General features: G+C 73.1%; 17 protein-coding genes and 1 riboswitch. Of the genes, 11 read left to right on the top strand and 6 right to left on the bottom strand.

Going from position 1 to position 18,519, the window contains the following annotated elements; all coding sequences use genetic code 11:
* The first annotated feature begins 162 nt into the window (after positions 1-162).
* Positions 163-1,284, top strand: a complete 1,122-nt coding sequence (locus tag DDJ31_RS06660) for a glycoside hydrolase family 6 protein (protein ID WP_127182918.1) — start codon at positions 163-165, stop codon at positions 1,282-1,284.
* Here DDJ31_RS06660 and DDJ31_RS06655 read toward each other — a convergent pair.
* Together DDJ31_RS06655 and DDJ31_RS06650 are read right to left on the bottom strand one after the other, a co-directional pair.
* Positions 1,263-2,642: a uracil-xanthine permease family protein gene (locus DDJ31_RS06655; RefSeq protein WP_127181216.1), complete on the bottom strand. Its 1,380-nt coding sequence runs from the start codon at positions 2,640-2,642 to the stop codon at positions 1,263-1,265. The genes DDJ31_RS06660 and DDJ31_RS06655 overlap by 22 nt on opposite strands.
* 128 nt (positions 2,643-2,770) lie before the next feature.
* Positions 2,771-3,982 (bottom strand): MFS transporter, encoded by a 1,212-nt coding sequence (locus DDJ31_RS06650; protein WP_127181217.1) that lies wholly within the window; start codon positions 3,980-3,982, stop codon positions 2,771-2,773.
* Positions 3,983-4,091: 109 nt separating this feature from the next.
* Between DDJ31_RS06650 and DDJ31_RS06645 the strand changes: the two genes are divergently transcribed.
* Entirely contained in the window at positions 4,092-5,438 is a 1,347-nt protein-coding gene (locus DDJ31_RS06645) for an ROK family transcriptional regulator (protein WP_127181218.1), read from the top strand.
* Between the two features lie 120 nt (positions 5,439-5,558).
* Here the strand turns inward: DDJ31_RS06645 and DDJ31_RS06640 are convergent, their stop codons facing one another.
* Positions 5,559-6,317 (bottom strand): SDR family oxidoreductase, encoded by a 759-nt coding sequence (locus DDJ31_RS06640; protein WP_127181219.1) that lies wholly within the window; start codon positions 6,315-6,317, stop codon positions 5,559-5,561.
* A gap of 104 nt (positions 6,318-6,421) precedes the next feature.
* Positions 6,422-7,309: an RNA polymerase sigma-70 factor gene (locus tag DDJ31_RS06635; protein ID WP_127181220.1), complete on the bottom strand. Its 888-nt coding sequence runs from the start codon at positions 7,307-7,309 to the stop codon at positions 6,422-6,424.
* Positions 7,310-7,597: 288 nt separating this feature from the next.
* Positions 7,598-7,728: riboswitch (FMN riboswitch) on the top strand.
* Positions 7,729-7,878: 150 nt separating this feature from the next.
* Between DDJ31_RS06635 and DDJ31_RS06630 the strand changes: the two genes are divergently transcribed.
* From DDJ31_RS06630 to DDJ31_RS06590, 9 genes are all read left to right on the top strand, one after another.
* Entirely contained in the window at positions 7,879-8,484 is a 606-nt protein-coding gene (locus DDJ31_RS06630; RefSeq protein WP_127181221.1) for a riboflavin synthase, read from the top strand.
* The gene (locus tag DDJ31_RS06625; protein WP_127181222.1) at positions 8,481-9,119 is read left to right on the top strand and encodes a nicotinamide mononucleotide transporter family protein; all 639 of its coding nucleotides are present in this window, start codon (positions 8,481-8,483) and stop codon (positions 9,117-9,119) included. The genes DDJ31_RS06630 and DDJ31_RS06625 overlap by 4 nt, the downstream gene beginning before the upstream one ends.
* A complete protein-coding gene (locus DDJ31_RS06620; RefSeq protein WP_127181223.1) occupies positions 9,116-10,459 on the top strand; it encodes a bifunctional 3,4-dihydroxy-2-butanone-4-phosphate synthase/GTP cyclohydrolase II in 1,344 nt (447 codons plus the stop codon). Before DDJ31_RS06625 ends, DDJ31_RS06620 begins: the two co-directional genes overlap by 4 nt.
* A gap of 57 nt (positions 10,460-10,516) precedes the next feature.
* A complete protein-coding gene (ribH, locus tag DDJ31_RS06615) occupies positions 10,517-11,002 on the top strand; it encodes a 6,7-dimethyl-8-ribityllumazine synthase (RefSeq protein ID WP_127181224.1) in 486 nt (161 codons plus the stop codon).
* 34 nt (positions 11,003-11,036) lie between these two features.
* The gene (locus DDJ31_RS06610) at positions 11,037-11,309 is read left to right on the top strand and encodes a phosphoribosyl-ATP diphosphatase (RefSeq protein WP_093827306.1); all 273 of its coding nucleotides are present in this window, start codon (positions 11,037-11,039) and stop codon (positions 11,307-11,309) included.
* 67 nt (positions 11,310-11,376) lie between these two features.
* Complete coding sequence (hisG, locus tag DDJ31_RS06605; RefSeq protein ID WP_127181225.1) at positions 11,377-12,234, top strand: ATP phosphoribosyltransferase; 858 nt, start codon at positions 11,377-11,379, stop codon at positions 12,232-12,234.
* 14 nt (positions 12,235-12,248) lie between these two features.
* Complete coding sequence (locus DDJ31_RS06600) at positions 12,249-12,713, top strand: PH domain-containing protein (RefSeq protein ID WP_127181226.1); 465 nt, start codon at positions 12,249-12,251, stop codon at positions 12,711-12,713.
* A 212-nt stretch (positions 12,714-12,925) separates the two neighbouring features.
* Positions 12,926-14,251 (top strand): hemolysin family protein, encoded by a 1,326-nt coding sequence (locus DDJ31_RS06595; protein ID WP_127181227.1) that lies wholly within the window; start codon positions 12,926-12,928, stop codon positions 14,249-14,251.
* Entirely contained in the window at positions 14,248-15,291 is a 1,044-nt protein-coding gene (locus DDJ31_RS06590; protein ID WP_127181228.1) for a hemolysin family protein, read from the top strand. The genes DDJ31_RS06595 and DDJ31_RS06590 overlap by 4 nt, the downstream gene beginning before the upstream one ends.
* A gap of 56 nt (positions 15,292-15,347) precedes the next feature.
* On the opposite strand, the gene DDJ31_RS06585 is transcribed toward DDJ31_RS06590, so the two are convergent.
* Together DDJ31_RS06585 and DDJ31_RS06580 are read right to left on the bottom strand one after the other, a co-directional pair.
* Positions 15,348-17,222 (bottom strand): AAA family ATPase, encoded by a 1,875-nt coding sequence (locus DDJ31_RS06585; RefSeq protein WP_127181229.1) that lies wholly within the window; start codon positions 17,220-17,222, stop codon positions 15,348-15,350.
* 429 nt (positions 17,223-17,651) lie between these two features.
* Positions 17,652-18,272, bottom strand: a complete 621-nt coding sequence (locus tag DDJ31_RS06580; protein WP_127181230.1) for a uridine kinase family protein — start codon at positions 18,270-18,272, stop codon at positions 17,652-17,654.
* Between the last annotated feature and the right edge of the window lie 247 nt (positions 18,273-18,519).

Raw genomic sequence — 18,519 nt, 5'->3', positions numbered from 1 at the left:
GACCTACGCTGGCCGCGAGTGCCGGTGGGTCCGACGCTTCCCCGGCACGGGGGAACGCGCCCGCCGCGCGGGAGGGGGAGCAAGACCGTGGCAGGAGGCTCGCGCGCCCAGCGCCTGGCCGCACGCAGGGCCGAGCGCCGGACGGCGGCCCTGCGCGCCGCGATGGTCGCCGCCGCGTCCGTGGTGGCCGCAGTCGGCACCGCGACGGGCCTGGTGTCGGCCCTCGCCGACCCGCCCGGGGCCGTCGAGGCGGGCCCCGAGACGGTCCGCGCGCCCCGGGTCGCGCAGGCGCGGCCCGAGCCGTCGTCGCCGTCACCGACCCCCTCGCCGACCGCCTCCCCGGCCGTCCCGAGCCCGGAGCCGACAGTCCGTGCGAGCCCCTCGCCGAGCCCGACGCCCAGCGGGCGGCGCCCCGCGCCGTCCCGCCTCTACCGGCACCCCGACTCCCAGGTGCTCGACTGGGTCCGCGCCCACCCCGACGACCCCCGTACCGCCGTCATCACGTCCCGGATCGCGGACCGCCCGGCCGCCGTCTGGTTCGCCGACTTCACCCCCGCGACCATCGCCTCCCGGGTCCGCGCGGTCACCTCGGGCGCCGCCGCCCAGGGCCAGGTGCCCGTCCTCGTGCCGTACGCGATCCCGGACCGCGACTGCGGCGGCGCCTCCGAGGGCGGGGCGCCCGACCTCGCGGCCTACGACGACTGGATCGACGCGTTCGCCGCGGGCCTCGGCTCGGCCGAGGTCGTCGTCATCCTCGAACCCGACTCCGTCGCGCAGGCCGACTGCCTCTCCCGGAGCGCCCGCGCGGAACGCTTCGCCTCCCTGGAACGGGCCGGCCGCGTCCTGAAGGCCGCCGACCCGAAGGCCCGGGTCTACTACGACGCCGGGCACTCCGGCTGGAACGCGCCCGACCGGCAGGCCGCGCTGCTGCGGCAGGCGGGCGCCGGGTCCGCCGACTCCTCCGACGGCGTCTTCAGCAACGTCTCCAACTTCCACACCACCGCCGCCGAGATCGCCTACGACCGGCGGGTGCTGGCGGAACTCGGCGGGCCCGCGGGGCTCGGCGCCGTCATCGACACCAGCCGCAACGGCAACGGCGCCCCGGCCGACGACGCGTGGTGCGACCCGGCGGGCCGCGGCATCGGGCGGGCGCCGACGCTCGGCACCGGTCAGGCCCGCATCGACGCCTACCTGTGGGTGAAGCTGCCGGGGGAGTCGGACGGCTGCAAGGGGACGCCGGGGACGTTCAGCCCGTCCTACGCCTACGACTTGGCGTCGTCGTAGGAGGACGTGCCCTCGTCGAGGAGCGGTTCCTGGGTCTTCAGATGGGCCGGGGCGAACGCCCGCAGCGTGTGGTAGCCGGTGATCACCACGAGGGTGCCGAGGGCGATGCCGCTGAGCGAGAAGGTGTCCGTGAACGTCATCGACACGTTCCCGACGCCGATGATGATGCCCGCGGCGGCCGGCACCAGGTTCAGCGGGTTGCGCAGGTCCACCCCGGCGTTGGTCCAGATCTGCGCGCCGAGCAGGCCGATCATGCCGTAGAGGATCACGGTGATGCCGCCCAGCACACCGCCGGGGATCGCGGCCACGATCGCGCCGAACTTCGGGCAGACGCCGAACAGCAGCGCGAACCCGGCGGCGGCCCAGTAGGCGGCGGTCGAGTACACCCGGGTCGCGGCCATCACGCCGATGTTCTCGGAGTACGTGGTGTTCGGCGGGCCGCCGACGGCGGTGGAGAGCACGGAGGCGACGCCGTCCGCGGAGATCGCGGTGCCGAGCCTGTCGTCGAGCGGGTCGCCGGTCATCTCGCCGACCGCCTTGACGTGCCCGGCGTTCTCCGCGACCAGCGCGATGACCACGGGCAGCGCGACCAGGATCGCCGACCACTGGAACGACGGGCCGTGGAAGGAGGGCAGGCCGATCCAGTCGGCGCGGCCGACACCGGAGAGGTCCAGGCGCCAGTGGTCGGTGAGCTTGCCGCTCGCGTCGACCGAGTGGATCCGCCCGAAGACCCGGTCGAAGACCCACGAGATGCCGTACCCGAACACCAGACCGAGGAAGATCGCCACCCGGGACCAGAAACCCCGCAGGCAGACGACGGCCAGACCGGTGAACAGCATGACCAGCAGCGCGGTCCACTGGTCCTGCGGCCAGTAGGTGGTGGCGGTGACCGGGGCCAGGTTGAAGCCGATCAGCATGACCACCGCGCCGGTGACGATCGGCGGCATCGCCGCGTGGATGATCCGCGCCCCGAACCGCTGCACCGCGAGCCCCACCAGGAACAGCGCCACCCCGACCACCAGGACCGCGCCGGTGACCGTCGCGCTGGTGCCGCCCTGCGCCCTGATCACGGCCGCCACACCCACGAAGGAGAGCGAGCAGCCGAGGTAGCTGGGCACCCGGCCGCGGGTCGCCAGCAGGAAAATCACGGTCGCGACGCCCGACATCATGATCGCCAGGTTGGGGTCGAGACCCATCAGCACCGGAGCGACGAACGACGCCCCGAACATCGCGACCACGTGCTGGGCGCCCAGGCCGATGGTGCGGGGCCAGGTGAGCCGTTCGTCGGGCCGTACCACCGCTCCGGGCGCGGGGGTGCGGCCGTCCCCGTGCAGCTTCCAGCGCACGCCGAGGTCCATGGTGAGGTTTCGCTTTCTCTGTACGGCAGGGTGGTCCGGACCCATTGTCACGGCTCCCGGCACCTCCTCCGCACAGCCTGACCAGGCCCTTCCCGGGCGCGACGGCGCCCGGGTGCGACGGGGCGGCGTCAGGGGCGCGGGTCGGGCACCGCTGCCTGGCGTCCCGCGCCCGTCCTGGCGCTCTCCTTGGCGGGAGCCAGCACCTTCGCGAACACCACGAGCCCGAAGGCCAGCACGGTCACCACGACGAACGACACCATCAGGCTGGTGGCCTGCGCCACCCCGCCGATCAGGCTCGGCGCGATCAGGCCCGAGGTGTAGGTGATGGTCGCGACGCCCGCGATGGCCTGGCTCGGGTTCGGGCCGCTGTGCCCGGCCGCCGCGAAGCAGAGCGGCACGACCACGGCGATGCCGAGCCCCATCAGCGCGAACCCGGCCATGGCGACGGCGGGATGGCCGGCGACGACCACCAGGACCCCGCCGAGCGCGGCCAGTACACCGCCCGACCTGACCGTGCGCACCGCGCCGAAGCGGTTCACCACCGCGTCGCCGACGATCCGCGCCACCGCCATGGTCAGCATGAACCCGGTGGTGCAGGCGGCGGCCAGACCCGCTGACGTCTCCAACTGGTCGCGCAGGTAGACCGCCGACCAGTCGAGGCTGGCGCCCTCCGCGAACACCGCGCAGAACCCGACCGCGCCGATCAGCAGCGCCGCCCTCGGCGGCAGCGCGAACCTCGGCGGCGGCTCCTCGTCCTCCGTCGCCTTCAGGTCGAGCACCCAGCGGCAGGCGGTGAGGCCGAGGACGGTCAGGACGGCGGCGGCCAGCGCGAAGTGCAGGCGCGCGTCCCCTCCCAGATGGGCGGCGAGGGTGCCGCCCGCCGAGCCGATCAGGGCGCCCGCGCTCCACATGCCGTGCAGCCCCGACATGATCGACTTGTCGAGGAGCCGCTCTATCTCCACGCCCAGCGCGTTCATGGCGACGTCGGCCATGCCGGAGCTGGCGCCGTACGCGAACATCGCCAGACAGAGGGTGAGCAGGTTCGGCGCGATCGACGGCAGGACCAGGGACAGCGTCCACAGGGCGAGCAGTCCGCGCAGCGCGGTCCTGCTGCCGAAGCGGTGGCTGATCCGGCCGGCCAGCGGCATCGCGCAGGCGGCGCCGAACGCGGTGAAGGCGAGCGCGAACCCCAACTGGCCGGTGCTCAGGCCCGCGTGCTCCTGGATCCACGGCACCCGGGTCGCGAACGAGCCGGTGACGCCGCCGTGCACCGCGAACACGGCCGCGACGGCGTACCGGGCGCGCTTCACCTCGCGCAGGTCACAGCCCACGTCGCTCATTCTCCGGCCCCTCCCAGACACTTCGGCCCCGCTGACGCCGCGTAAACTATCAGGAACCCTGCCTGATAGGTAGAGCGCACGGACCCGCCCATCTGGAAGGATCCCCGGCATGCCAGCGTCCCCCAGCACCGCTCGGGCCATCAACGACCGGCTCGCCCTGGGCCTGCTCCAGCAGGAAGGCCCGTTGACGGCCGGGCAGTTGAAGAAGCTCACCGGCCTCTCCCGGCCGACCGTCGCCGACCTCGTCGAACGCCTCACCGACTCCGGGCTCGTCACGGTCGTCGGCGAGGCGGGGGAGACCCGCCGGGGCCCGAACGCCAAGCTGTACGGGATCGTCGCCGACCGCGCCCACCTCGCCGCCCTCGACGTCCGCACCGAGGGCGTCGCCGTCCTCGTCTCCGACCTGGTCGGCGAGGTGCTCGCGGAGGCGGCCCTGCCGATCGCCGGGGAGAACGGGACCGGGCCCGCCGTCGAACAGGCGGTCGCGCTCGTGGAGCGGGTACTGAAGGAGGCCGGCGCGGACCGGCTGCACACCGTCGGGATCGGGGCGCCCGGCCTGATCGACCCGGCCAGCGGCGACCTGCGCGACTCCTCGGGCCTGCCCGAATGGCACCGCCAACTGGTGGCGGCCCTTCAGGAACGGCTCCCGTCGGCCCGGGTCAGGGTCGAGAACGAGACCAACCTCGCCGCCCTGGCCGAGCAGCGCGAGGGCGCCGCCCGCGACCACGACACGTTCGTCCTGCTCTGGCTCGGCCACGGCACGGGCGCGGCCGTCGTCCTGGACGGCACCCTCCGCAGGGGCGCCTCCGGCGGCACCGGCGAGATCGGCTTCCTCCCGGTCCCCGGCACCACCGCACTCCCGAAGGCGACGGACTGCGACGGCGGCTTCCACTCCCTCGCGGGAGGCGCGGCCATCGCCCGCCTGGCGGAGGAGCACGGCGTGCGGGGCGACACCCCCGGCCCCGAACCACGGGCGGCGGGCCTGGTGCGGGAGGCGGTGCGGGTGGTGCGGGAGGCGAGAGCGGGGGGCACGGCGGTGAGTGGTGGGACGGCGGCGACCTCCGTGACGGCGGCGGCTGGTGCGTCGTCGGTGACCCGTGGGACGGCAGAGCCCTGTGCGACGGCGACGGGACCCGCCGAGACGGCGATCCCCGGGACCACCGCGACCGCGTCGGCCGCCGACCGCTTCCTCGACGCCCTCGCCGACCGGCTCGCCGTCGGCGTCGCCTCCGTCGCGGCGGTGCTCGACCCCGGGTGCGTGGTCCTCGGCGGCGAGATCGGCCTGGCCGGGGGCGAGGACCTGGCGGCCCGGGTCGCCGCGCGGGTGCGCCGGATGTCCCCGCTGCCGACCGAGGTGCGCCCCGGCCTGCTGGGCGGCGCGGCGGTCCTGCGCGGCGCCCTGCTGACCGCGAGGGACCGTGCCCAGGACGAGGTCTTCGCACCGCCGGAGCGATAACCCGACCGGGCGGCCCCGAGGCCGGATGCCCAGCGGCGACGGCCCCGAGCCCCGCCCAACAGCCGCCCCCGCCCGCCCGGTTGGTCAAGCTCGGGCCCGCGCCCCCGCCCACCCGGTTGCTCAGGCGCGCCCCGCCGCCACCGCTCGGCGGGTCAGGTAGTCCTCGAACGTCCCCTTGCCCAGAGTGTGTTCGTCTTCCATCAGGTGGCCGCCCTCGTGGAAGGCGCGGTAAGTGCGGCCCCACAGAGGGATGTTGACCAGTGCGCGGCGGCGGTCGGTCGCCGTCAGGTAGGAGCGGGCCAGCGATTCGAGCGTGCGGATCTCGGGGCCGCCCAGGTCGGGGACCCGGCCCGCGGGCGGCGCCGTCGCCAGCGCGGCGAGGCGGTCCGCGACCTCCGTCACCTCCACCGGCTGGTCGCTCAGACCGGCCGGCAGCAGCATGACCGGCGCCTTGGCGAGGGCCTGGAGGACACCCAGGACGAAGTCGTGGAACTGGGTCGCGCGCAGGATCGTCCAGGCGAGGCCCGACTCCTCGATCCGCCGCTCCACCGCGAGCTTGCTGCGGTAGTAGCGGTAGGGCACCAGGTCGACGCCGACGATCGAGATGTACGCGAGGTGCCGGACGCCCGCCCGCCGGGACGCCTCGATCAGCCGCGCCGCCGCCTTCTCGTCCCCGCCGCCCGGGTTGGACGCGCAGTGCACCACCGTCTCCACGCCCGCGAGGGCCGCGTCCAGCGCGGGCCCGCCCGCCCGCAGGTCGACCGCGTACGGCGGGGCGTGCCGGCTGAGCACCCGCACCTCGTGCCCGTCCGCCCGCAGCCGCGCCGCGACGAGCCGCCCGAGGGTTCCGGTCCCGCCGGTCACCAGGATCGTGGTCATGCCGTTCAGCCCCTTCGCGCGGCGGACGCCCCCGGACGGAGCGCCCCACACCAGCCAGGACCGGACAGCGCCCCGGAATGTGACAGCCGGGCGGACCGATCGGGTCAGACCTGCCCGAACTGGCGGTTCACGTACTCCAGCTTCTCCGGGTTGACCACCGCGCGCACCTGGGTGATCAGACCGTCCCCGAGCTCGAAGACGATCACCCCGACGACCGTCCCCTCGGACCAGGCGACCATCGCCGTACCGCCGTTGACCTCGGCCGTCGTGAAGCGCAGCCCGCCGGTGAACCGGGGGCCGCCGCCGGCCAGGAAGCGGGCCACCTTGGCGCGCCCCAGGATCGGCCGCAGGGCCGCCGTGACCTTGCCGCCGCCGTCGCTCCACCAGACGACGTCGGCCGCGAGATGGTGTTCGAGCCGGGCCAGATCGCCGTCCCGGGCGGCGGTGAGGAACGACGTCACCAGCTCCTGCCACCGCTCCGGCGCCGGTTCGAACCGGCTCTCGGGCTCACCCACCCGCGCCACCGCGCGCCGGTACAGCTGACGGCAGTTGGCCTCGCCCAGCTCAAGCGCCTCCGCGATCTCCCGGTGCCCGTACCCGAACGCCTCGCGCAGCACGTACACCGCGCGCTCGGTCGGCGTCAGCCGTTCCAGGAGCACCAGCATGGCCATCGACACCGCGTCCCGCTGCTCCGCCGACTCCAGCGGGCCGAGCGCGCCGTCCGAGGTGACCACGGGCTCGGGGAGCCAGTCGCCGACGTACTGCTCGCGCCGCGCCCGCGCCGACGTCAGCCGGTTGAGGCAGAGGTTGGTGACGACTTTCGCGAGCCAGGCCGCCGGATGCTCGATCGCGGTCCGGTCGGCGCCGCTGAAGCGCAGGAAGGCGTCCTGGACGGCGTCCTCGGCCTCGTCGGCCGAGCCCAGCAGCCGGTAGGCGAGCCCGAACAGGCGCGGGCGGTGCGATTCGAACTCGTCGGCGAGCGCGGTCGTCATGGCCACCACCCTGCCAGAGCCGGCGCGGGCGCCGGCTGGAGGCCCGGCGGCGGGCAAGGGCCGTCGTCACCGCCGCCGGACCGGTCCGGGTGGGGCGCACCGGGCCGCGCCCCGCAAGGACCCTAGAAAGGACTAGACCACTCCGTCAATAGGTATGGACCTGTCGCCCGCCTGCGGGGGCGCGCGGCGGCGCGGCGGAGGGTGTGCGGACGGTGACTGTGAGCCAGCCCACAGTCTTCACCCGTATGGACCCCTGGCGGGCGTGGCACACTGACCGTGTACCAGAAGCAGCGCACTCCGGGGTCGGTGAAAGTCCGAACCGGCGGTTACAGTCCGCGACCCGGTCACGTCCAGTGGCCGGTTGACCAGGTGAAATTCCTGGACCGACGGTTAAAGTCCGGATGGGAGGCAGTGCGCGGCGGGCGGGCATACGTGCGCGCCGCCGTAACGGCTCGTCCTGATCGGGACGAGTGCTTTCGGCGTCGCCCCCGGTGTCCATGCTCGTCCCATTCTGTCGTCATCGACAGCCCCGGAGTCCGTGCCCTATCGAGGCAGGGAGGACCCGGGAAGTGTTCACCGGAATCGTCGAAGAACTGGGTGAGGTCACCGCCGTCGAGCATCTCGGCGACGCCTCCCGCTTCCGGCTGCGCGGCCCCGTCGTCACCGACGGCGCGAAGCACGGCGACTCCATCGCCGTGAACGGGGTCTGTCTCACCGTCGTCGACCACGAGGGCGACGAGTTCACCGCCGACGTCATGGCCGAGACCCTGCACCGCTCCAGCCTGGGCGCCCTCACCGCGGGCTCCCGCGTCAACCTGGAGCGCCCCACCGCCGTCGGCGCCCGGCTCGGCGGCCACATCGTGCAGGGCCATGTCGACGGCACCGGCGAGATCCTGGCCCGCGAGCCGTCCGAGCACTGGGAGATCGTCACGGTCTCGCTCCCCGCCGACCTCGCCAGGTACGTCGTCGAGAAGGGCTCCATCACCGTCGACGGCATCAGCCTCACCGTCGTCGAGGCGGGCGCCGACCGGTTCACCGTCAGCCTGATCCCCACCACCCTCGCCCTGACCACCCTCGGCCGCAAGCAGCCGGGAGACCCGGTCAACCTGGAGGTGGACATCGTCGCCAAGTACGTGGAGCGGCTGCTCACCACCGGACCGGGGGCCGGACGGTGAACGAGCTGAACTCCGAGGCGTTCACCCTCTTCGGCCAGCACATCATCTGGTCCGACATGGTCGGCAACATCCTCGGCCTGATCACCCTCGCCCTCGGCTGGCGCCGCTCGCTGTGGACCTGGCCCGTGCAGTTCCTCTCCGGGCTCGTCCTGTTCGCCGCCTTCTACGGCCACCTCGCCGGCAGCGCGGGCAAGCAGGTCGTCGTCATGGCCGTCGCCCTGTACGGCTGGTGGCAGTGGAACCGCAACCGCGGCGGCGCGGACGGCCACATCGCCCCCCGCTTCGCCACCTGGCGCGAGCGGGCCGCGATGGCGGCGGCCGCGGCCGCCGGAACCGTCGGCGTCGCCCTCCTCTTCATGGCCTTCCCCACCCTGTCCTGGGACCCCTGGCCGGACGCCTACATCTTCGTCGGCACCGTCGTCGCCATGTACGCGCAGGCCCGCGGCATGGTCGAGTTCTGGATCGCCTGGCTCCTGGTCGACCTGGTGGGCGTCCCCCTCAACTTCGCCAACGGCTACGCCTTCTCCGGCTTCGTCTACGTCATCTACGGCGCGCTCGTCCTGTGGGGCCTGCGCGACTGGTGGCTGCGCTCCCGAGCCGGCGCGCCGCCCACCATGGAAGGAGCGCCGGCATGAGCACGGCATCCCACCCGCACGACCCCGACGCCATCGAGCAGTGGGCCCTCGACCCGATCGAACGCGCCCTCGCCGACATCGCGGCCGGACGCCCGGTCGTGGTCGTCGACGACGAGGACCGGGAGAACGAGGGCGACCTCGTCATCGCCGCCGAGAAGGCCACCCCCGAGATCGTCGCCTTCATGATGAGCGAGTGCCGCGGCCTGATCTGCGCCCCCATGGAAGGCGCCGAACTCGACCGGCTCCACCTCCCGCAGATGGTCGCCGACAACACCGAGTCGATGAAGACCGCGTTCACCGTCAGCGTCGACGCGGGCCCCGCCCACGGCGTCACCACCGGCATCTCCGCCGCCGACCGCGCCACCACCCTGCGCCTCCTCGCGGACGGCACCGCCGAACCCGGCGACCTGGTGCGCCCCGGCCACGTCTTCCCGCTCCGCGCCAGGCCGGGCGGCGTCCTCACCCGCAACGGCCACACCGAGGCCGCCGTCGACCTCGCCCGCCTCGCGGGCCTGCGCCCGGCCGGCGCCATCGTCGAGATCGCGGGCGAGGACGGCCGGATGCTCCGGCTGCCCGAACTGATCCCGTTCGCCCGCAAGCACGGCCTGACGATCATCTCCATCGAGGACCTGATCGCCTACCGCCGCAGCGCCGAACCCACCGTCCGCCGCGAGGCCGAGGTCCGCCTGCCCACCCGGCACGGCGCGTTCACCGCCTACGGCTACCGCTCCGCCGTCGACGGCGTCGAACACGTCGCCCTCGTCCACGGCGAGATCGGCGACGGCGAGGACGTCGTGGTCCGCCTCCACTCCGAGTGCCTCACCGGAGACGTCTTCGCCTCCCTGCGCTGCGACTGCGGCCCCCAGCTCGACACCGCGCTCGGCCGCATCCAGCGCGAGGGCCGGGGCGTCGTCGTCTACCTGCGCGGCCACGAGGGGCGCGGCATCGGCCTGCTCTCCAAACTGCGCGCCTACGAACTCCAGGAGCAGGGCCGCGACACCCTCGACGCCAACCTCGAACTCGGCCTGCCCGCCGACGCCCGCGACTACGGCGCGGGCGCCCGCATCCTGGCCGACCTCGGCGTCCGCAGCGTCCGCCTGATGACCAACAACCCCGACAAGACCGACGCGCTGCTGCGCCACGGTCTCAGGATCACCGGCCGCGAGCCGATGCCCGTGCGGGCGGGCGAGCACAACCTCCGTTACCTGCGCACCAAGCGGGACCGGATGGGGCACGATCTGCCCTGGTTGCCCGAGGAGACCGAGGAGACCGAGGAGACCGAGGAGACCGCCGACACCACGGTCCCCGCGGCCACCGGGTCGACCTGCGGCAACCAGTAGCAACCAGAAGCAACCAGCGGCAACCCGGCAAGTCGGCGAGCGAGGAGAGAGAAGAACGTGAGCGGCAAGGGCGCACCCGAACTGTCCGTACGCGACGTGGGGGACCTGCGGGTCGCCGTCATCGCGGCCCAGTGGCACGAGAAGGTGATGGACGGACTCGTCGACGGCGCCCTGCGCGCCCTGCACGACCTGGGCATCGACGAGCCGACCCTGCTGCGGGTCCCCGGCAGCTGGGAGCTGCCGGTCGTCGCGAAGGTACTGGCGGGCCGGGGCTACGACGCGATCGTCGCCCTCGGCGTCGTCATCCGCGGCGGCACCCCGCACTTCGAGTACGTGTGCCAGGGCGTCACCCAGGGCCTCACCCAGGTCTCCGTCGAGACCGGCGTCCCCGTCGGCTTCGGCGTCCTGACCTGCGACACCGAGGAACAGGCCCTGGACAGGGCCGGCATCGAGGGCTCGCACGAGGACAAGGGGCACGAGGCGGTGACGGCCGCCGTGGCGACCGCGGCCACCCTGCGCTCGGTATCCGAACCCTGGCGCTGAGTCGCCCCCGAACAGCGGCTAGGGTGGGACCACCATGTCCAAGAAGACGTTCGAGGAGCTGTTCACCGAGCTCCAGCACAAGGCAGCCACCGGCGACCCCGCCACCTCCCGCACCGCCGAACTCGTCGGCAAGGGTGTCCATGCCATCGGCAAGAAGGTCGTCGAGGAGGCCGCCGAAGTCTGGATGGCCGCCGAGTACGAGGGCAAGGAAGCCGCCGCCGAGGAGATCTCGCAGCTGCTGTACCACGTCCAGGTGATGATGGTCGCCCGCGGGATCTCCCTCGACGACGTCTACTCCCATCTGTAGACGCGACTCCCGCCCGCCGTACCCCACCCACCGCACAGCCCCACCCAGAGCGAAGGAAGCCGACCTCATGCTGCGCATCGCCGTCCCCAACAAGGGTTCCCTGTCAGGACCTGCGGCGGACATGCTGCATGAGGCCGGCTACCAGCAGCGCCGCGAGTCCAAGGAACTGCGGATCGTCGACCCGGTCAACGAGGTGGAGTTCTTCTACCTCCGCCCCCGCGACATCGCGATCTACGTCTCCTCCGGACGCCTCGACATCGGCATCACCGGCCGCGACCTGCTCATCGACTCCGACGCCCACGCCGAGGAGATCCTGCCGCTCGGCTTCGCCCGCTCCACGTTCCGCTTCGCCGCCAAGCCCGGCCAGGCCGGCGCCATCGACGACCTCACCGGCAAGACGGTCGCCACCTCCTACGAGGGCATCGTCGCCAAACACCTCGCCGACAGCGGCATCGACGCCTCCGTCGTCCACCTCGACGGCGCCGTCGAGACCGCCATCGAACTGGGCGTCGCCGAGGTCATCGCCGACGTCGTCGAGACCGGCACCAGCCTGCGCAACGCGGGCCTCGAAGTCTTCGGCGAACCCATCATGAAGTCCGAGGCGATCGTCATCCGCCGCACCGGGGCGCCCGCCGACGACTCCGCCGAGCCGAAGGTCCAGCAGTTCCTGCGCCGCCTCCAGGGCGTCCTGGTCGCCAGGACCTACGTGATGATGGACTACGACTGCCGCGTCGAGCAGCTGGAGAAGGCCGTCGCCCTCACCCCGGGCCTCGAGTCCCCGACCGTCTCCCCGCTGCACAACGAGGGCTGGGTCGCCGTCCGCGCCATGGTCCCCGCCAAGGAGGCCCAGCGGATCATGGACGACCTCTACGAGATCGGCGCGCGGGCCATCCTGACCACGGCCATCCACGCCTGCCGGCTCTGAGGGGCGCCCCACCCATGTCCGACCAGTCCGACCTGCCCGCCCTGCCCGTCACCTTCCGGCCGGGCCGCACCCGCGCCGTGCTGCTCACCGCCGGTGTCCTGATCCTCGCGGTCATCACCGCGGTCGCGCTCGCCCTGGAGCAGCTCGGCCCGGGCGAGCGCCTCAGCTTCATCCTGACCGGCGCCCTGCTGTTCGGCGTCCTCGCGATGCTGGCCCGGGTCAAGGTCGTCGCCGACGACACCGGGGTCACCGTCCAGAACATCGCCACCCGGCGCCGTCTCGACTGGGCCGAGATCCTCCAGGTCAACCTGCGTCCGGGCGACCCCTGGGTCTTCCTCGACCTCAGCGACGGCACCAGCCTGCCGGTGCTCGGCATCCAGCCGGGCATCGCCCGCGAGCGCGCCATCGCCGACGCGCGCGCCCTGCGCGCCCTGGCCGAATCCCGCTCCACGGGAGATTCTCAGGAACATCAGGGCTGACTCCGGGCCTTCCACCCTGCCGCGAGAGCCCCTGTCTTGATTAATCTGGTGGCGGAGGCGTCCCACACGCCTCCGCCGCCGCTGTTCTCCGCCGGGTCGCTCCGGCCGCGGCGGCTTTCCCTGCTACCCGAGGAGTGACTCCCTCCAGCGATGGACGGATCGTCCTGTAGTACCTGCGCCGCCCTCTCCCGACCCATCGAGGCGGCGGCATCATGAGCATCCCCCTGCTGCTCCTCGGAGCGGCGTTCCTGCTGATCCTGGCCAACGGCTTCTTCGTGGCCGCCGAGTTCGGCCTCGTCACCGTCGAGGCCACGGACGCCGAGAAGGCCGCCGCCGAGGGCGACCGACGCGCCCGTACGGTCGTCGAGTCGCTGAAGGAACTGTCCTTCCAGCTCTCCGGCACCCAGCTCGGCATCACCATCACCTCCCTCGTCGTCGGCATGCTCGCCGAACCCGCGCTCGCCGAGCTGCTGCGCGGCCCGTTCGCGGCCGTCGGCGTCCCCGAGGGCGCCGTCTCCGGAGTCGCGGTCGTCGTCGGCATGCTGCTGGCGTCCGCCGTGCAGATGGTCATCGGCGAACTCGTCCCGAAGAACTGGGCCGTCTCGAGGCCGATGCAGGTCGCCCGGTTCGTGGCAGGACCGCAGCACGCCTTCGCCCGGCTGTTCAGACCGGTCATCGCGGCCCTGAACACGGTCGCGAACCGGCTGGTGCGGGCCCTGGGCGTGGAGCCCGCCGACGAGCTGGCCTCCGCCCGCACCCCCGGCGAACTGGTCTCCCTCGCCCGGCACTCCGCCCAGGCCGGCGCCCTGGAACAGGACACCGCCGACCTCTTCGTGCGGACGCTTTCGCTGGCCGAACTGACCGCCCAGCACGTCATGACGCCGCGGGTGAAGGTCAGCGCGCTCCAGGCGTCGGCGACCGCCGAGGACGTCGTCAACCTCACCCGCGCCACCGGCCTCTCCCGCTTCCCCGTCTACCGGGAGCGGATCGACGAGGTCGTCGGCATGGTCCACCTCAAGGACGCGCTCGCCGTCCCGGTGCCCGACCGGCTGCGCACCTCGGCCGCCCGGATCGCCCGCCCGGCGCTGCTCGTCCCCGAGACGCTCCCGGTCCAGCCGCTGCTGGCCAGGCTGCGCAGCGAACAGCCCATCGCGGTCGTCGTCGACGAGTACGGCGGCACCGCGGGCGTGGTCACCCTGGAGGACATCGTCGAGGAACTCGTCGGCGAGGTCCGCGACGAGCACGACGGCCAGGACGTGCCCGAACTCGCCGCCGCCGCGCCCGAGGACGGCAGGCCCGCCTGGGACGCCGACGGCAGCTGCCGGGTCGACATCCTCCAGCGGATAGGTCTGGACGTGCCCGAGGGCCCGTACGAGACCGTCGCCGGCCTGGTCGCCGATCTGCTCGGCCGGATCCCCGCCGCGGGCGACCGGGCTGAGCTGCCCGGCTGGCGGCTCACCGTCCGCCGGGTCGGCCACTACCGGGCCGAGCGGGTCCGCCTGGTGCGCACCGCGCCGATCATGGAGGCCGTCCGATGAGCGTGCTCCAACTCCTGTTCGCCGCGCTCCTCGTGCTCGCCAACGGCTTCTTCGTCGGCGCCGAGTTCGCGCTCGTCTCGGTCCGCCGCAGCCAGATCGAACCGCTCGGCACCGCCAGGGCCCGCCAGGTCCTGCACGGACTGGAGCGGCTGCCGCAGATGATGGCCGCCGCCCAGTTCGGCATCACCGTCTGCTCGCTCACCCTCGGCGCGGTCGCCGAGCCGACGGTCGCGCACCTGCTGGAGCCGGTCTTCGGGTGGATGTACCTGCCCGAGGGCCTGATCCATCCGCTCGGCTTCGTCCTGGCGCTCGCCGCCGTGGTCTTCTTCCACCTCGTCATCGGCGAGATGGTCCCGAAGAACCTCGCGATGGCCGCCCCGGAGAAGGTCGCGCTCTGGCTCAGCCCCGGTCTGGTCGCCTTCGCCCGGCTCTGCCGGCCGATCACGGCGGCCCTCGGCTTCTGCGCGCAGGGCATCCTCCGTCTCTTCCGGGTCGAGCCGAAGGACGAGATCGAGGCCGTCTTCACCAGCGAGCAGCTCAACCGCCTGGTGGAGGACTCGGGGCAGGCGGGGCTGCTGGGCCCCGAGGAGCAGGAGCGCCTGGAGGACGCGCTGGAACTGGGCTCCCGCCCGGTCACCGACGTCCTGCTGACCCGCGACTCCCTGATCACGGTCAGCCCGTCGGTGACGCCCGGCCGGATCGTGGAGCTGACCGCCCGCACCGGCTTCTCCCGGTTCCCGGTCGCCGCCGACAACGGCGTCTTCATGGGCTATCTGCATGTGAAGGACGTCCTCGACGTGGAGGAGTCCGACCGCGCGGTGCCGCAGCACCTGTGGCGTCCGATGACGACGCTCAGGCCGGAACTCCCGCTCGACGACGCCCTGACGGTCATGCGCCGCGCCGCCACCCACCTCGCGCAGGTGGCGGACGCCTCGGGCCGGGTCCTCGGCCTGGTGGCCCTGGAGGACGTGCTGGAACTCCTGGTGGGTGAGGTCACCGACCCCGCCCACCACCAGCCGCCCCTGTCGGTGGCGAGCTGACGCGGCGGTGGGGGCGGTCTCCGCGCCGGCGGCCCCGCCCCCACCCTCGCGGGACGTCACATCCCGGCGGGATCCTGCGGCCCCCGCCCGGACAGCACCTCGCCGTACGCCTGCATCAGATCGGGCAGCCGCAGCGTCGACAGGTCGTCACGGGACAGCACCCCCGGGTACGTCGACAGCCGCAGATCCCGGTACGCGCAGCTCTTCTCGTACAGCGTCCGCAGGAACCGCCCGTTGCCCAGCTCGTCGATCCACCCCTGGTCGACCACGTGCCCGGCGATCGAACGCAGCTCGTCGAGGGTCTCCTCGTCCCACACGTCACCGTTCTCGGTGGCCAGCACCTCCCCGATCGACGTCAGTTCGAGCGGCCGGTAGGACGGGAAGTCGACGCGCGTGGTGAACCGGGACGACAGGCCGGGGTTCGCGGCGAGCAGCCGGTCCATGCCCTCGGGGTATCCCGCGAGGATCACCACGAGATGGTCCCGGTTGTCCTCGGCCCGCTTCAGCAGCACCTGCAACGCCTCGTCGCCGTACGCGTCGCCCTTGCCGTAGCCGGTGTTGGAGAGCGAGTACGCCTCGTCGACGAAGAGGACCCCGCCGATCGCCGAGTCGATCAGCTCATTGGCCTTGACGGCGGTCTGCCCGAGGTACTCGCCGACCAGATCGGCCCGCTGCGCCTCCACGAGGTGGTCGCCGCCGAGCAGCCCGAGGGCGTAGAAGACCCGGCCCAGGATGCGGGCGACCGTGGTCTTGCCGGTGCCCGAGGGTCCCGAGAAGACGAAGTGCCGTTTCGGAGGCTGCACGGGCAGCCCCTGCCCGGCCCGTAGGCGGGCCATGTTCAACTGCGCCGACAACGCCTTGACCTGGCGTTTCACCGGCTCGAGGCCGACCATGCGCTCCAGTTCGGCGAGCGCCTGCTCGAGTAAGGCGGGGTCGGTCGGACCGGCCGGCAGCGGTGGCCCGGCCGTCACCAGGCCGCGGTCGCGCACCGCGGGATCGGTCGACGACGGCAGTGGCCCGACCGGCGGCAGGTCGGGCTCGGACAGCCGCAGGTCCCTGCCCTCGGGCCCGAACAGCGGGTCGAATCCCTCGGGGCCCTCCAGCACGTCCTGGGCACCGGAGAGAGTGATCGCGGCCAGGTCGGCGGCCTCGGAGGTGTCGTCGTAGCCGTCGCCCTCGGAGATCGCGGTGAGCCGCGCCGAGGTGTCCATGAACGCCGGGTCGACCCGGTGCACCGCCCGGTACAGGGGGAGCGCGGCGGCCGAACGCCCGGTGCCCTCGTGGGCGCGGGCCAGCCAGTAGCGCAGCTCCTTGCGCTGCGGCTGCTCACTGCGGCAGCGCATCAGCGCGGCCGACAGCAGCGGCTCGGCCTGCCCGTACATCTCCAGGCGGACCCGGGCCATGCCGCCGAAGAGACCCGCCTCGATGCCGAGCAGACTGTCGTCGATCAACGGGTCGGTGTGCCGGACCAGTTGCTCCCAGTCCTTGACCAGATAGGCCCGGCAGGCGTGCAGGAAGCGGACCTGGTGGTCGGTGTCCACCGGCGGCAGCCCGGCGAGGGCCCGGTCCAACTCCGGTACGTGGCGGCCGTCCAGCCAGTGGGAGGCGTGCGCGAGCAGCAGGTCGCGCGGGCTCTCCAGCACCGGCTGCACCCACCAGCCGAGCCAGTACCAGGAGTTGAGGGAGCGGCGGTGCCTGGCCCGCTGTTCGCCGAAGCGGTCGCGGTGGCGGAACATCCGCAGCAGCGCGGTCGTGGTGTCGACCCGCAGCGCGTGCAGTCCGAGCCAGCCGTCCGCCATCCCGGGGTCGGAGCGGACCGCGGCCCTGAACTCCTCCTCCGCCTGTGGATAGGCGCCCATGGTGTAGGCGTCCACGCCTCGCAGCCAGGCGAGGTCGGCCGGGGCCTCGGGGCCCCGCGTGCCGAAGTCCATCACGTCCCCCACAAACCGTGCCCCCGTCGGTTGGCCCGCGGGCTGGTACCCGTCGGGCCGCCTTGATCGAACCGCCGTGCCGCGGACCGGAGTTGCGGTGCGCGGAGCAGTCGGTAGGTCGCACCGAGGGCATCGTACCCGCGTGGGTGTCGCTCGCCGAAGGGTGCCGCACAGGACGTTTGACGAGGTGGGAGCGGATGGGGCGCACTTCGGACGGTGACCGAGGGTGAGCAGAACACGCCATCCGGGGGCCGGAGAACCCGGCTCAGGGCAGAACGAAGCCCCCGATCACGGGGGAACAACCGGGGGCTTCGCGTCTGACGGGCGGCTTCGCAGGGCCGCACATCCAGAACGTAAGTCCTGTACGGCCCCTCGGTCAAGCGGAGTTGGGGCACTCCGAGAAGTTCCCGCGCGGCGGCCTTCACAAGTTCAGCACATTGCGGATGGTCCGTCACCCTGCGTGAGATCCTGGTCCGGTCCAGCCGTGCGCACCGGCCCCGAGAGCACCTCGTACCCCTCCTGCCCCTGCCGTACCAGGGTGTCCGCGAAGGGCCTGGACGGATCTTCGGCGAAGTGTCGACGCTCCGCCTCGACCCACCCGGCCCAGAAGGCCCGCTGCCGCGGCCCGTCCCGCAGCCTGCCCCGGTCCCAGGACTCCTCGCGGGGCAGCTCCATCCACAGCAGGTGCGCCAGATGGGGCCGCAGGGCGCGGCGGCCGGCGCCGACGCCCTCGACGAGGATCACCGGCGCGGGCGGCAGCGCGCGGGGCGCGGTGAAGGCGCGGGCCTCCCAGTCGTAGGGCGCGTAATGGGCCGTCCCGCCCCGGCCGAGGGGTTCGATCACCTCGGCGAGCAGGCGGCCCGTCCAGGCGAACAGCTCGTCGTGGCTGGCGATGTCGTCGAGGTGCAGGACCGGGGCGTCGCCCAGGGCGTGCGCCAGCCGGGCCGCGAACGTGGTCTTCCCCGAGCCCGCGTGCCCGTCGACGCCGATCAGACGGACCGGTCCGCAGGACGGGGGGAGCGTGCGGAGCCGGGCGGCGAGGCTGTGGATGGCCGTTCCTCGGGTCGGTGGGGGAGGTGCGGAGGTGGTACAGGCGGTGCGGGCGCGGGCGGTATGTGACGGGAAGATTCTAATGTCCGGGCGGGCCGAGGGCCGGCGTCCGTCCCGGGCGCCCGCCGGGGGTGCCGCAGGTGTGCCGCGGGGCGGGACCGCCGCAGGTCATGCCAGGTGTCGAGACCAATATTCGTGGGCGCGGCATGCCGCGAAGTGCTGGCAGCGCGGCCCGGCCCCGGCCATA

Source organism: Streptomyces griseoviridis, from assembly GCF_005222485.1.
Taxonomy (GTDB): Bacteria; Actinomycetota; Actinomycetes; order Streptomycetales; family Streptomycetaceae; genus Streptomyces; species Streptomyces hintoniae.
This window is presented reverse-complemented; position numbering and strand designations above follow the sequence as displayed.